The 13,728-nt window shown below is 67.3% G+C and carries 10 protein-coding genes; 3 read left to right on the top strand and 7 right to left on the bottom strand.

All coding sequences use genetic code 11. The annotated features are described in order from the left end of the window. Window positions 1-537: 537 nt before the first annotated feature. A complete protein-coding gene (locus HB677_RS00495; protein WP_213813699.1) occupies window positions 538-1,083 on the bottom strand; it encodes a hypothetical protein in 546 nt (181 codons plus the stop codon). After that, window positions 1,080-2,399 (bottom strand): molybdopterin-dependent oxidoreductase, encoded by a 1,320-nt coding sequence (locus HB677_RS00490; RefSeq protein WP_218624387.1) that lies wholly within the window; start codon window positions 2,397-2,399, stop codon window positions 1,080-1,082. Before HB677_RS00490 ends, HB677_RS00495 begins: the two co-directional genes overlap by 4 nt. Before the next feature lie 95 nt (window positions 2,400-2,494). Here HB677_RS00490 and HB677_RS00485 point away from each other — a divergent pair, with 95 nt between their 5' ends. The 3 genes from HB677_RS00485 (at window position 2,495) to HB677_RS00475 (ending at window position 6,612) form a co-directional block, all read left to right on the top strand. After that, window positions 2,495-3,946 carry a glycosyltransferase family 87 protein gene (locus tag HB677_RS00485; protein WP_307852412.1) on the top strand — a complete coding sequence of 484 codons (1,452 nt, stop codon included), beginning with the start codon at window positions 2,495-2,497 and terminating at the stop codon, window positions 3,944-3,946. Between the two features lie 122 nt (window positions 3,947-4,068). Beyond that, window positions 4,069-4,746 (top strand): hypothetical protein, encoded by a 678-nt coding sequence (locus HB677_RS00480; protein ID WP_213813697.1) that lies wholly within the window; start codon window positions 4,069-4,071, stop codon window positions 4,744-4,746. A 222-nt stretch (window positions 4,747-4,968) separates the two neighbouring features. Next, window positions 4,969-6,612 (top strand): HNH endonuclease signature motif containing protein, encoded by a 1,644-nt coding sequence (locus HB677_RS00475; RefSeq protein WP_213813696.1) that lies wholly within the window; start codon window positions 4,969-4,971, stop codon window positions 6,610-6,612. Between the two features lie 91 nt (window positions 6,613-6,703). Here HB677_RS00475 and HB677_RS00470 read toward each other — a convergent pair whose 3' ends face one another. The 5 genes from HB677_RS00470 to HB677_RS00450 are packed head-to-tail and all read right to left on the bottom strand — an operon-like array spanning window position 6,704 to window position 13,627. Continuing rightward, the gene (locus HB677_RS00470; protein ID WP_213813695.1) at window positions 6,704-8,260 is read right to left on the bottom strand and encodes a molybdopterin-dependent oxidoreductase; all 1,557 of its coding nucleotides are present in this window, start codon (window positions 8,258-8,260) and stop codon (window positions 6,704-6,706) included. Between the two features lie 41 nt (window positions 8,261-8,301). Further along, on the bottom strand, window positions 8,302-9,237 hold the full coding sequence (locus HB677_RS00465; RefSeq protein ID WP_213813694.1) for a 4-(cytidine 5'-diphospho)-2-C-methyl-D-erythritol kinase: 936 nt from the start codon (window positions 9,235-9,237) through the stop codon (window positions 8,302-8,304). A gap of 9 nt (window positions 9,238-9,246) precedes the next feature. Continuing rightward, complete coding sequence (locus HB677_RS00460; RefSeq protein ID WP_213813693.1) at window positions 9,247-9,885, bottom strand: DUF4287 domain-containing protein; 639 nt, start codon at window positions 9,883-9,885, stop codon at window positions 9,247-9,249. An 11-nt stretch (window positions 9,886-9,896) separates the two neighbouring features. Then, window positions 9,897-11,333, bottom strand: coding sequence for a glycosyltransferase (locus tag HB677_RS00455; RefSeq protein WP_213813692.1), 1,437 nt, complete (start codon window positions 11,331-11,333; stop codon window positions 9,897-9,899). Then, window positions 11,330-13,627 (bottom strand): glycosyltransferase, encoded by a 2,298-nt coding sequence (locus tag HB677_RS00450; RefSeq protein ID WP_213813691.1) that lies wholly within the window; start codon window positions 13,625-13,627, stop codon window positions 11,330-11,332. Before HB677_RS00450 ends, HB677_RS00455 begins: the two co-directional genes overlap by 4 nt. Window positions 13,628-13,728: the final 101 nt, after the last annotated feature.

Genomic DNA, 13,728 nt, shown 5'->3' with positions numbered 1-13,728 from the left:
GTGCGCATGCCCCGGCCCACATGCCCCGGTGCGCATGCCCCGGTGCGCCTAGGCCGAGCGCATGCACGGGTGCGCATGGTTACTCGTCGCTCTCGCCTGACCCCGTTGCTTGTCGGCAGCGGGGTTTTCGCATACCCGGCGGGGAAACCCTGGCGCAGGGTCATCCGCCCCGCGCATTTTCGGATCCGCGCGTTTGCACAACCGCGCATGAGTGGACCGCGGCAGCCCGACGCGGTCCACGGTGCCTCGAGCAGGCATGATCCCTGCCCGATCTGGCTCGATCCGGCCCTGATCTGGCCCGAACTGGCCCGAACTGGCCCGAACTGGCCCGAACTGGCCCGATTTTAGACCCGGCGGGAAAAGCTGGCGACCGGCGGGAGTTACGACTCCCGCCGGTCGCTAGCTTCTCCCTCCAAAACCTGCGCGGTCTCCCGCCGAACGGGATCGGGCGGGCGTGAAGAGGGCCGCTCGAGCGAGCGAGTCACTTAGCGGCCAGCGGGGCTACTTCGCGGCGCGCCTATGTCCCGGCGGCGGGGGCTACTTCGCGGCGGCGCGGCGCTTCGCAGTGACCCGCAGGTACACGGCGATGACGACAGCCGTCACGACCACGAGTACCCCGTAGAACTCGAGCAGGTGCACCCCGTAGTCGAGGGGAAGCAGGGTGGAGTTGGCCGTGCCGATGCCCTTCTTAAGGGCGGCGGGCACGACGATGGCTGTCGTGATGGCGGCGATGATGGCGGCGCCCTGCACGATGAGGAGCACGCCGAACGGCACGCGTTTGCTCGAGCGGCGCAGCAGCAAGCTGATGCCGAAGATGATGGGAGCGAGAATCCCGTCATGCAGGATCAGCGCCCCGACGAACCAGACGGCTATGCCGAGGTAATTCTTGGCCGGGACGTCGCCCAGCAGCGTGATGCCGCCGATGCCCATGAGCAGCAGGCCACCGACGATCAGAGCGATGCGCCAGCGCTGCTGGGTGGTGCCGCGTCCGGTGCCCTGTGGGAGGTGGACGGGCGCCGCGTGCACGCTCGACGGGTGCACGCTCGACGGGCGGGCGGCGTTGGCGTGGGACTCGGAACTCATGCGAGTACCTCCAGCGACGAGAGCCACTTGGTTTGCAGCACGCCGGGGCGTCCTGGAGAGATGATGCGGGCGGGGTACCCGTGGTCGAGGTCCAGCGTTTCGCCGTTCACCTCGAGCGCGACAAGGGTCAGCTCGTCCCGTACGAATTCGGGTCCGACCCGGGTGACGGCGTAGCTGGAGTTCTTCTCGAGGCTTGTCGCCTTGACCGTGGCGTCGGCGGATGCCCCGACGGCGTCGACGAGATCGCGCAAGCGCGGCCCCTTCCACGAGGCCATCTGGCTCCAGCCCTCGACGCACGCGATCGGCAGGTCGACGCGGTACTGCGGCAGCGCGGCCAGCTGCGCGAGCGTGAACGCCTTGGTGGCGGTGCCATTCGACACCGTGAGGGCCCAGTCACCGGCGGTCGCGGTCTCTTCGACCTTCGCGGCCTTCGCGGTGCGGTTGACCGGGAGGGCGTTCGGCCCGGTGAACTTCTTGCGGGCGCCGAACACGTTGGAGAAGTCGAGCACGCGGAACGACTGTCCCGCGGTCGTGATGACGAGCACCGCCCCGGCGAGCGAGATCGTCGTCAGGAACGCGCGACGGCTGGAGCGGGGTGGCGCGGCCGGAGTGTGGTCGATCCATCCGAAGACACGACCGGTGATACCGCGGGTCGGGGCGACGGTGTCGTCGCCGTGACCGCCGCCCGTGGCATCCCGAGCCTCATCCTCGTCCCGGCGAACCGGGGTCGCGGCCGCGACGGTGACCGCGATGGGCCTCACGTTGCCGTCGGCGTCGTAGCTGTTCTTCTTGCGCCAGAACTGGTTGATGATTGGCAGCTTGATGGCGATGTGGATCGCGAGGGATCCGATGATGACGAACGACAGCGCGTAGTGCGTCTGGCGGAACGGGAAGGGGAACAGCGCGTACCACTGGTACGTGTTCAGCAGGCCGATCGTGATCTCGACGAGCGAGGCCGCGACGAAGATCGTGATCGACGCGCGCTCCAGAAAGTGCGGGAACGAGCGGATCGGCGGGGTCTCGAGCAGGTTCGGGAAGACGGTGTAGAGCTTCGCGAAGATCAGGGGGAAGCAGAGTATGCCCGTGGTGATGTGGATGCCCTGGCTCAGCTGGTAGAGCCCGATCGGGCGGGTCGGAAAGACCATCCACGGCAGCGGGTCCTGCAGGAAGTGGCTGTACAGGCCGGTGCCGAAGCACACGATGAACGCGATTCCGAGGAGACGTCCGATCACGACCGCCATACGAGCGTTGCGGGATGGCGCGGCTAACGCACCCCGCGCGCTGTTCATGAGGCGTTGAATCTGCCAGATGATCATTGACCCCTGCTTTTCGATAACACCGCGGCCGAACGACCGCTGTGTCTTACACCTAGGTGTTCGGAACCGACCGCCGATCCGACAGGATGAGTTCTGTGCGAATCCTCCTGACGACCCTCTGCGTGGCCGCGAGCGCCGTGGTCACCGCGTTGTCGGTGTCGATCCTGCCCTTCTACGACTCGAAGAACGGCGTCGGCCAGCCACTCATGTGGATCACCGCCGGCCTATGGGTGGTGTTTACGCTCGCCATCATCGCGCTGCGTAAGGTTCCGGCGCGTGCGGCGATCGTTCTGGTGCTGGCGGGATCTGTCGCCATCGGTGGGGCGGCGATGTTTGGTCCTCCCAACACGAGCACCGACTCGGCCCGCTACGCGTGGGACGGCATCGTGCAGAACGCCGGCATCTCCCCCTATGAGTACGTGCCGGCAGATCCGGCGCTCAGCGACCTGCGGCCGGAGTGGCTCTTCCCCACCCCCGTGCTCGCGGATTCCGGAGAGAACGGGCTCACCTGCGAGGGCTCCCGCGTCATGAAGACGAAGGAGGTCGGCACGGGCGAGGTGCTGTGCACCACGATCAACCGCGCGACGGTGCCCACCATCTACCCGCCGACGGCCGAGCTCTTCTTCGCGGCGGTGCGCTTTTTCACCGGTCCCGCTCCCACCTACTGGCCCATGCAGTTGGTGGGGCTGCTGATGAGCCTCGGCGTCACCGTGCTGCTGCTGCGCACGCTCCTGAAGCGCGGGCTCGATCCCCGTTGGGCCGCCCTCTGGGGGTGGAGCCCGCTCGCCGCGACCGAGGCGGTCACAAATTCACACGTGGACATGCTGGGAGCACTCCTGCTGCTCGTGGCCACGCTGGCCGTGGCATCCGGTCGCCGTTGGCTCGGCGGCATCGCGCTCGGTGCCAGCATCGGCACCAAACTCATCCCCGTGGTGGGAACGCCGGCCCTGCTCGGGCGTAAACCGTGGGTCATCATCGGTGCGGCGATCGCGACCTTCGCCCTCCTCTACGTCCCGTACGTGCTCGGGTCGGGCTTCGGTGTGCTCGGCTACCTGCCCGGGTACCTCACCGAGGAGGGCTATAACAGCGGGACGCGGTTCATCCTGGTGTCCCTCCTGGTGAAAGGGCCTGCGGCGGCCATCATCGTCGCGGCGATCATCGCGGTGACTGCGGTGATCGTGTGGAGGCGTTCGACTCCGGATGACCCGTGGCTCGGCCAGACCGTCATGATCGGGGTCACCCTGCTGGCCGTCACCCCCATCTATCCCTGGTACGCGCTGATGCTCGTGCCGATGATTGCGATGACCGGACGGTGGGAGTGGATGGCGCTTCCGTTTGCCCTCACACAGCGGTTAATGGTGACCGCGATCATCCCCGCACGCATCACGATTGCCCTCGCGATTGTGTTGATCGTGGTTATTTCTGTGCGGCGGGCGGGTCCGGGAGCGCTGTCGATGGGTCTCATTTGGCTGAGACATCCACTCTCCCGACCCTCAAAAGTGCTGGTCAGAACGGTACCGATCATCCCGGGAGCCCCGCTGAAGTAATCCTGTGAGAGCGCTGAGAAATGTAACGGAATGGTCACGGACCGAACCAATTCCAATCCGCTGGGGCGAGGGGACCGAACTCTCATCAACACCAGCAGTCAACTTCTCACAAAGGAAAAATCATGCGCAACTTCTCCAAGGTCGCCGTCGGCTTCGCCACTGCAGCAATCCTCATCGGTGGACTCGCCGCTTGCTCGACCGACACGTCTTCCACCTCCTCGTCATCGTCGACGGCCACCGACTCCGCTACTCCGGTGCCCCTCGCAACGATCGCAACGCTCGATGGCGTTGACACCCAGGTCACGCTCGACCAGGGCTTCGTTGATGCTCTCGCCAGCCTCAAGCTGACCGCCGGCGTCGTGGGAACCGCAACGCTGACCGATGGTGCACTGCACTTCCCGATCACCGGTGGAAACGTCAAGTACTTCGACCCCAAGGCTTCCTACCGCCCGTTCGTTCAGGGTGAGATCGACCACGATGGTTCGGGTATCTCGCTGACCGCCGGCTCCACCGTTGTTGAGCTGACCAACTTCGTTATCGACCCGGGCACCTCGCGCCTCACCGGTACCGTCACCGCCAACGGCACCAAGGTCGCCGACGACGTCTACATCTTCAACCTCGATGGCTCGACGCTGAAGCCCCTCTCCACCGACGCTGATGGCAACGCCGTCCTCGAGGGAACCCGCGTTCTCGTCAGCCCCGACGCCGCCGCTCTGCTGAACAAGACGTTCAACACCGACGCCGTCACCGACACGCTCCTCGTTGGTATCGCCAAGATCACCGCCAAGGCTGCAGCGTAACTCTCACCTTCTTAGGGCTCCGGCCTTAAAGGTCGAGTAGTCCACTGGATGGACAAAGGCCCGTGTCGCGAAAGCGATACGGGCCTTTTCGCGTTGGCGGAGCAGCATGGCTTCTCCGGCTTACTCTCTCCTCCTCTCCTCCACAGGGGTGGGTTGTTTCCCGCATTCCACTGATCGATGGAACACCCGTTCTGGGCTGTTCTGTCGGCGTTGAATTGTTGTATGACGTTCAACCAGGAACCCCCGAACCGCGACGGTCGTGCCGGCCGCGGCCCGGTGGATCCTGCCCACCAGGCCCGACTGGCACAGATCGACAAGCGCCTCGGACGCCTGGCGGACAAACTCACCGAAGGCGAACGTCTCATCCGTCGCACAATAGCGGCCCCGTGTGACACCGCCGATGAGATCCGCCGCCTCTACCTTGAGCGCAACACCCTGCTGCCGGTCACCACCAGCCAGGGCTGGACCCCGGAAATACGCGCCCACCGTGAAGCATCCACCGAAGTGGCCCTCGCGTTGACCATCCCGGAACCCACCGCCCGCAACCTTGTCGCCCACGCCCAAGCTCTGGTCCACGACCTCCCCACCACCCACACCGCCCTGGCCCGGGGCGACATCAGTTTCCGGCACGCGGAAATCATCACCCGCGAAGCCGCCACCCTCCCGGTGCAGGCCCGCCCCATATTCGAAGCCGCCGCGATCCCCGAAGCGATGACCAAAACGGCCGCCCGGTTCAAGAAACGTGCCCGAATCCTGCGGGAACGCGTTCACCCCATCCCGTTGCAGGAGCGCCACGACACGGCAATGGAAGACCGCACCGTGTATTGGGACCCGGAACCTGATGGCATGGCCACCCTGACTTACACCGACAACGCCGCCACCGTGCTGGCGATCTATAACCGCATCGATGGCACCGCCCGCGCACTCCAAGGACCCACCGAGTCCCGCACTCTTCCGCAGCTGCGCGCCGATGCCCTCGGCGATCTGGGACTGAACGGCACGCCCAGCGAGGACTACAACACAGGCGTCACACCCACCGTGTTGATCGCGGTACCGGTGCTGACGGCGATGGGTACCGGAACGGAGCCGGCCATGATGGATGGGTACGGCCCCATCGACCCGGAGACCGCGCGCAGGCTCGCCGCGACCGCGCCCAGCTTCCACCGCATCCTCACCCACCCGGACACCGGAGCGATCCTCTCCCTCGGGCGCAGCACCTACACAGTGCCGAAAGACCTGCGCCGCTGGCTGCAACTACGGGACGGCACCTGCCGGGCCGTGACGGGGTGCCCCACCACGACCGACAAGTGCGATATGGACCACACCACCGACTGGCAGTACGGCGGCGACACCGACGCCGAGAACCTCGCATTTCTGTGCCAGTCACACCACAACTTCAAACAATTCACCGCCTTCACCTATCGGCACCTTGGTGGCGGCACCCTCGAATGGACTTCCCCCAGCGGCCGCACCTACATCACCGAACCCGACAGCTTCATCGGACCCATGCCCTTCACCTGGCCCGACACCCCCACCCCACCCGCGGACGACACCGCGACTCCACCACACCACAACGACCCGCAACCACCCGACAACGATGAGCAACCATCGGACGCCGACCCTGCGCTGCCCGACACCGATCTGGAACCATCCACCGGGGACCCGGAACAACCCGAGGGCGACATACCCCAGGACCCCCACCCACCCGAGAGGTTCGAGATTCCGGAAACGGGGTACCCACCTGACGGGTACGAGATCGCGGAGGCCGAAATCCCGCCCGACTGGTACACGCTCCCGGGCGACCAGGCAGCCAGCGAAGATCTACTCGCTGAAGCCCCACCCGATTCCGATGGCGACCTCGACTAGCCCACTGCCCGAACGCCTCGTGACGCGCTTAGGACCCACCGATTCGCTGACGGGGTCATCATCGGTCTCCGGTCACGCCACGACCGCGCGGCTAGTCGACCCGAACGTCGATGCTGTGCCAGCCCTCGGCGCCATCGGGCACGACATTGACGGGGATTCCGCTCTGTGTCTTGCCCGAGGCATCCGTCGCCCGCACTTCGATGACGTGAGCGCCCTTCTTCGCGGGCCATTCGTAGACCCATTGGCGCCAGGTGTCTTTGGAAATCGCGTCGGCGAGACGTGCGTCGACCCACGAGCCCTTGTCCACGCGCACCTGCACCTTGGTGATGCCGGTGTGCTGCGACCACGCGACGCCGGCCACGGCGACCGTGCCGGCATCGACGCTCGCGCCATTCGTGGGCACATCAATGCGGGACGAGGTCTTGATCGGACCGTGATCGGACCAGCCGTTATCGGTCCAGTAAGAGGTGGCGTCGGCGAACCGTGTGACCTCGAGTTCCACGACCCACTTGGTCGCCGAGACGTACCCGTAGAGACCGGACACGACCATGCGCACCGGATAGCCATGCTCGATCGGCAGCGGCTCGCCGTTCATGCCGACGGCGAGGATGCTGTTGCGCGCGGTGTCCTGCAGCACTTCGAGGGGCGTGCTCGCGGTAAACCCGTCGATACTGTGCGAGAGCACCATGTCGGCGCCCGCCGTCGGTACGGCACGGGCCAGCAACTCACGGATCGGGTACCCGAGCCACAGCGCGTTGCCGATCAGGTTGCCGCCCACCTCATTGGATACGCACGTGAGCGTCACGTAGTCCTCCTGCAGCGGCAGCGCGAGCAGGTCGGCGAAGCTGATTTCGATCTCGTTCTCGACCATGCCGGTGATCTTGAGTGTCCACGTCGCCGCATCGATCGCCGGCACCTGAATCGCCGTGTCGATGCGATAGAAGTCGACGTTGGCCGACACGAGGGGCGAGATCCCGGGAACGTCGAGCGATTCCCCGGTTGCGAGCGGGACGGCGGATGTCGCGGGCGCGGGCAACTTGATGGCAGCCCTCGCCGCGTTGACCGCGTTGGTGCCGGCGTTCATCGTGCGGGAGACGACCCCCACGACGAGGGCAACCGCGGCCGTGCTTCCGACAAACGTGATGAACGAGCGACGGGTGGAGCGGGTGAAGTCGGCGTCGCGACGGGTGGAACCGTTCGCGAACGCGACCCAGTTGTGCAGCCGGATGATCGACAGTCGCAGCACGAGCACGCCGCCGACCACCCCGATCACGGTGGGCGCCGGCCAGATGCTGGTCGCTTGCGCACGGGTCATCACGGCGATGGCGGCGATGATTCCCACGGCGACGAGGATGACGATGCCCCACGGCGGGCGGCGATACTCCAGAACCCCGACGAGGAGGGCAAGCGCGAGCACCACGATGCCGAGCACCGTGATGAGGAAGATCTTGTCGTTCGTGCCAAAGATGCCGATGGCCAGCTCTTTCACCCACTGCGGGGTGATGTCAATGATCCACGAGCCGACGGCGAGCAGCGGGCTGCTGGCCGGGGCCAGGAAGAGTGCGGCGAGCTCGGCGAGAGCGAGCGTCGAGATCGCGGAGACGACACCGATCAGCGCGGAAAGGAGCGTGGTGCGACGGGGAGTCATGAACGCCGGCCTTTCGGGTATTCGGTGCTACCCCCGATTATTCACGCACTAACTATGCGCGCGCCGTGAACTGGCCCTGTTACGCGGACAACTCGCAGGCGGGCTGCGCTCAGGGCGATCTGCAATTCGAGAGCACCGTCGAGGTCCGCAGCGAGAAATGCGACCGTGGGACCGGACCCCGAGACGATACCCGCGAGGGCACCGTTCTCTTCGCCGAGCTCGAGCACCGAGGTCAGGGTCGGCTGCAGGTGGAGGGCCGGAGCTTGCAGATCGTTGTGCAGTGTCTCCGCGAGCATGTGCGGGTCGCCCGCGCGCAGGGCCTGGAGCACGTTCGTGTCGACCGTCGGCTGCGTCTGTGCGGGGAAGATGTCCTGGGCGTGACGCTCGCGGTGCTGATCGAGTTCGTTGTAGACCCCGGGGGTGCTGAGGCCAAAGTCCGCAAGCACGAGCACCCACTGGAACTGGCCCTTCGCGAGCGCGGGGCTCAGCTGGTCGCCCCGACCGGTACCGATCGCGGTCCCCCCGGTGAGGGCGAACGGCACATCGGCGCCGAGCTCGGCCGCAAGGGCGAGCATCGCGTCGCGGGGAAGCTCAGTTCCCCAGAGCGCGTCACAGGCGATGAGGGCGGCCGCGGCATCCGCTGATCCGCCTCCCATGCCGCCGGTGACCGGGACGTGCTTGTCGATCTCGAGCCGCACACCGCCGGTATAGCGCGTCTTGGCGGCCAGCAGACGGGCGGCCTTCAGCGCGATGTTGGTGCCATCGGTGGGCACGCGGGAAAGTTCGACGGTTCCGGTGATGCTCACGGAGAAGTCATCGGCGGGGAAGGCGCGCACGTCTTCGTAGAGGGAGACGGCCTGGTACGCGATGGCGACATCGTGATACCCGTCGTCTTGCAGAGCACCAACCTTGAGGAAGACGTTGATCTTGCCGGGCGCTCGCACGTGCACCATGTTCGGAGCGGCCGCGGAGGTCATACATCCAACCTAGTCGAGCGCGGAGGGAAGCTTTGCCAGCAGCTGTGCCAGTGCCGCCCGCGCGTCGGGCAGGCGGGTCGAGTCGGGAATGCGGGAGTGGGTGAGGGTGACGGACGTCTTGCCGTTCTTCGGCGGGTGTGCGGTGGTGACGATGGTTTCGCCGTTGTCCAGTTTCCAGCGGGCGCGGGGATAGCTGGAGTCACGTCCGACCGATGCGGGCGGGTTTCCTAGGTCGGCGGTCACGAGCGCGATCGCGACGTCGAGCGCGTGCTGCTGATCGGTCGGGATGCTGCGCGACGAGCTGACCTCGAAAGTCCCGTCGGGCTGCTGCCCGGGGGCACGCATGCCGCGGGCCTGCTCGTATCGCACGGTCACGGCCTGGCACCACCACCCGCTGATGGGAGTGCTGGTGGGTGTAGCGGTGGGCGCGGGGGCCGCCGGGGTGGTCGGGGCGGTCGCGGTCGCCGGGGTGGCCGGGGTGGTCGCCGTGTCGCCGTAGGTGTCGAACAGCCAGCGCGCGATGGCGGTGTGCTTCCACGTGGTCGCGTTGGCCGCATCCAGGATCGCAAACCACTCGGCGGGCGTCCTGCCCGTTGCCGCCGTCATGGCATCGTCGCCGATGCCGGACGAGTTGCCCGCAACGCTCATGTCGCCTCGGCTCAGTGGATGGCGTTCGCCACGTCGGTGGATGACCCGGGTGCGGCTGCCGGCGTCGGTGCAAGCGTGTCCGTCCGCGCGTGCAGAGCGCGATAGGCACGGTCACGACCGGGAGTGGCGAGCAGCGACGCGGATAGCGCGGTGAGTGCCGGGGTGTCGACGGCCGGAGCGATCGATGCGGCAGCGCCGGCTGGCTCGGCCACGGTGTCGGCTCCCGGGTAGATCCGCGCAATCGCCGCGCGCAGCTCCTCGACGGATGCCGCGTTCGGATCAGCAACCACGCCGAAGCCCACCCGCTCGATCGCGGCCGCACCGGCGAACTGATCGGTGGAGAACGGCAGCACGAGCAGCGGAACGCCGAAGTTCATCGACTCGGTGACGCTGTTGTTTCCGCCGTGGGTGACGGCGGCGGCAGCGCGCTGAAGCAGCGTGACCTGCGGCAGGAACTCCCGCACGAGCCACTCGCCCGGCAGGTCGCCCAGCTCGTCCCGGTCGGCGGAGCCGGTCGCGATGGCGACGCGGGCGTCGAGACCCTTCAGAGCCTCGAGCACGCGGGCGAGAACGTCTCCGCGCACGGAGAGGAAACTGCCGAAGCTCACGTAGACGAACGGCTTGTCGCTGGACTCGAGCCACGCGATGACCTGCTCATCGGCGGGCTCCTCGCGCACGGCCGACCCGAGAAACTCGTGTGGCGGAAGCAGCGCGGTGCGCTCGGCGGAGTGCAATTCCTCCGGGTAGTTGAGCAGCAGCAGGTCGCCGTGCTCGGCGAACGCGTTGGCGCTCGGCGCGACGTCGGGGTTCAACTGCGCGAGCGCGGTGTTCCACTCCAGCGTGAAGGACTCGCTGACGCGGTTGCAGAGTTCCAGCAGGTCGGCCAGCTCTTCGGCAGAAACATTGCCCGCCTCGGGGGAGAACCCGACGGGCCACTCGGGCGGGAAACCGTAGACCTCACCGGCTGCGGGAAGCGGAAGGGCGGACGGATGTCCCAACACCACGTCTGCGTACGCCGTTCCCTGCGCGAGCAGGGCAAGACGCGCGCTGAACGCGAGATGATCGACGATCACGTGGTCGGGGCGGAGGTCATCCACCACCTTCTGAACCGCGCGGGCGGTGTTTACCGGGTCCCACATGAGGTCGGACAACCGGGCTGTCGCTTGGAATGAGAGGGTGGCGACGGCTCCGACACGCGAGGCGTCGAAGAAACCCCGCAGCGCGTCATCCTCTCCCTTGGGCTGGTCCTCTGCCCGAATCACTCCGGGGTTGGAGCCGCGACCCAGCTGCAGGTTGACGCGCTCGAACCCGAACGACTCGACGATCGATGCGGTGGCGGGGCCGGTGGCCACAACGACGCGCTCGCCCGCGTCACGCCAGGCCGTTCCGAGCGTGGCGAGGGGCAGCAGGTGGGAGGCGTAGTCGGGCGAGATGATGAGGAGGGTCATCGGGTGACCGACGATCCGTGGCCGAAGCCGCTGGACGCAGGGTGCGTGTTGAGGTCGTGAGAGTCGAGGTCGTGAGAGTCGAGGTCGTGCGAGTCGAGGTCGTGCGAGTCGAGCAGGTCGCCGTCGAGACCGTGCTCGTCGAGGTGCACGGTGCGGTAGACCTCGGAGAGTGCAGACGCCATCGCCTGGATGGTGAAGCTGCGCTGCACAGTATCGCGGGAAGCGCTCGCGCGCTCGTCGTCGGTCTCCGCGGCGGCGGCGGTCAGTGCCGCGTCCATGGCGGTGCCGAGCAACGTCACGTCAGAGGTACGGGTGAGGTAGCCGGTGAGACCGTTCTGGACGTAGGTGGCGGGTCCACCGCCGGCGGGCGCGACGACCAGAAGTCCGGCGGCCATCGCCTCGAGCAGGGCGATGCCGAACTCCTCCTTCAGGCTTCCGCAGACGTAGACGCCGTTGGCCGCCGCGAGGCCGGGCACACCGAAGCGCGCGGCGGCGACCCAGCGGGCCACCGTGTCGTTGGGACGGTGGCCGGGAAGCAGCAGGCCCGCCTGGGCACGCTCGCTCTCGGGCACCACGAGGTTCATGAGGTCGAGCTGCTCGCGCTCGTCGTCGGACGGGTGTGCGAGGTCCCCGCCGATGAGCAGCAGGTTCGCGCGATCGCGGAGATCGGTGGTCTTCCACGCCTCGACGATGGTCGCCATTCCCTTGACGCGGTGGAAGCGCCCGACGCTGATGAGAAGCGGCAGGTGCCTGCGGTTCTCCGGCAGCTGGCCGAGAAGCTCCCGCAATTCGGCGAGGGGCGGCGTCGCCTCTCCCCCGAGCGCGTGCTCGACCGCCTCGCGGGACGCACGATCCACGACCTCGAGGTCGATTCCCTCGGGCACCACCGAGTGGCGCTCCGGGTGGGCGGAGATGTCGATACCGACGAGCTCGTTCATGTCTTCGGCCAGACGCGGGCGCGGGAACAACACGGTGTGGGCCGAGTTCGCCGCAAGCCGCTGCACGAGGCGCGCGCGGAACCAGAAGTGCTCACGCTCGTCGACGTCGCCGAAATTCTCGCGCGTCAGCGCGCCGGTGATGTCGAGCGTGTTGATGACTGCATGCGGGTCGGGCGCAACAGTGAACACCACGGGAATGTCCAGGTCACGAGCCACATCCGCTGCCGCGAGGCTTCCCACGTCCGCCATGCGCAGGTGCATGATGTCGACGGTGCCGGCTGCGCGAAGGATGCGACGGATGCCTCGCTCGGCGGCAACCCGGAGCGGCCAGGCACTGGCCGAGGCCACGGGCTCGCTGAGCAGCGGCACCGATGCGTAGGCGTGACCGCGCACCGTGGACCCGGCCTGCGACAGGCTTTCGAGCGACTCGGCGGCACTGCCACGGGACAGCGTGATCACGCGCTGGATGTCCGGGGTGGCGGCTGCGGTGTCGGAGCCAGCGCCGGCTCCGGCACCGGCTCCGGCAGTGAGGGCGTCTCCGAGCCGGACGAGGAGGGTGGCGATTCCGCCGTTGTCGCCGCTTCCGGCGCGGGTCAGCTGGGGGTCGATGTCGGCGTGCAGAAACATCTGGGCGACCGTGAGTCCGGTCTGCCAGGGGGCTCGCGCGACGACGTTCGCGGTGAGGTCCACGAGCGCGAGGCGCGCGACCTCGGCGATGTATCCCTCGCCCGCGGCGAGCGTGGAGATGAGTTCGACGGTTTCGGGACGGCCGGCGCGGTCGCCGAGCGCGGCGATGGCCGCGACCCGCACCTGCTCGGGCTCCAACTGGTTGCGCACGATGCGGACGAGGGCGACGGTCGCGACGCGGTCGTGCACGAGTCCGAGGGTCTCGACCAGGCGGTAGCGCGCGGCCGGCTCGGTGACCCCGAGAAGGGCTCCTTCGAGGGCGAGGGCAACGTGGCCGGGAGCGGGGGTTCCCCACTGCTGAAGGGTGCGCTGGGCGAGCATTCCGCTGAAGCCGCCGTCGATGACGAGGCCGACCATGCGGGCGATGGTGTCAAAGCGGGGCAGACGGGAGGAGAACGCCCACGCCGAGTGCTCGCGCAGGTATGCACGGTCGCTGGAGAGAAGAGCGGCGAGCGCGTCATCCGCTTCGCTATCCAAAACCTGCGCGAGGGCATGCACCGCGGCGATACTGACGACCTGGTCGGTATCCCGCAGGGCTGCGGAAAGGACGCGCACCGTGCGCTGTCCCCCATTGCGACTTGCCACAAACGCGAGATCGTCGGCGGCACGCATGGCGGCGACGATGGATGTCGTCGAGCGGAGTGCGTCGAGGGAGGTCTGGATGCCCATGGTTGGTTCCGTTCTGCGGGGCGCTGGTGGCGCAACAGGGATGGTGCCCCGCGATGACGGGACGACCAGTGTGGTTCGGAGCGTTCCGGGTAAACGCTCGG

The organism is Glaciihabitans sp. dw_435 (assembly GCF_018449675.1).
In the GTDB taxonomy this organism is placed as follows: Bacteria; Actinomycetota; Actinomycetes; order Actinomycetales; family Microbacteriaceae; genus Glaciihabitans.
This window is presented reverse-complemented; position numbering and strand designations above follow the sequence as displayed.

Coding starts and splice junctions, on each gene's coding strand:
- HB677_RS00495 (WP_213813699.1), bottom strand. CDS start 1,083: ATGAGTTCCGAGTCCCACGCCAACGCCGCCCGCCCGTCGAGCGTGCAC.
- HB677_RS00490 (WP_218624387.1), bottom strand. CDS start 2,399: ATGATCATCTGGCAGATTCAACGCCTCATGAACAGCGCGCGGGGTGCG.
- HB677_RS00480 (WP_213813697.1), top strand. CDS start 4,069: ATGCGCAACTTCTCCAAGGTCGCCGTCGGCTTCGCCACTGCAGCAATC.
- HB677_RS00475 (WP_213813696.1), top strand. CDS start 4,969: ATGACGTTCAACCAGGAACCCCCGAACCGCGACGGTCGTGCCGGCCGC.
- HB677_RS00470 (WP_213813695.1), bottom strand. CDS start 8,260: ATGACTCCCCGTCGCACCACGCTCCTTTCCGCGCTGATCGGTGTCGTC.
- HB677_RS00465 (WP_213813694.1), bottom strand. CDS start 9,237: ATGACCTCCGCGGCCGCTCCGAACATGGTGCACGTGCGAGCGCCCGGC.
- HB677_RS00460 (WP_213813693.1), bottom strand. CDS start 9,885: ATGAGCGTTGCGGGCAACTCGTCCGGCATCGGCGACGATGCCATGACG.
- HB677_RS00455 (WP_213813692.1), bottom strand. CDS start 11,333: ATGACCCTCCTCATCATCTCGCCCGACTACGCCTCCCACCTGCTGCCC.
- HB677_RS00450 (WP_213813691.1), bottom strand. CDS start 13,627: ATGGGCATCCAGACCTCCCTCGACGCACTCCGCTCGACGACATCCATC.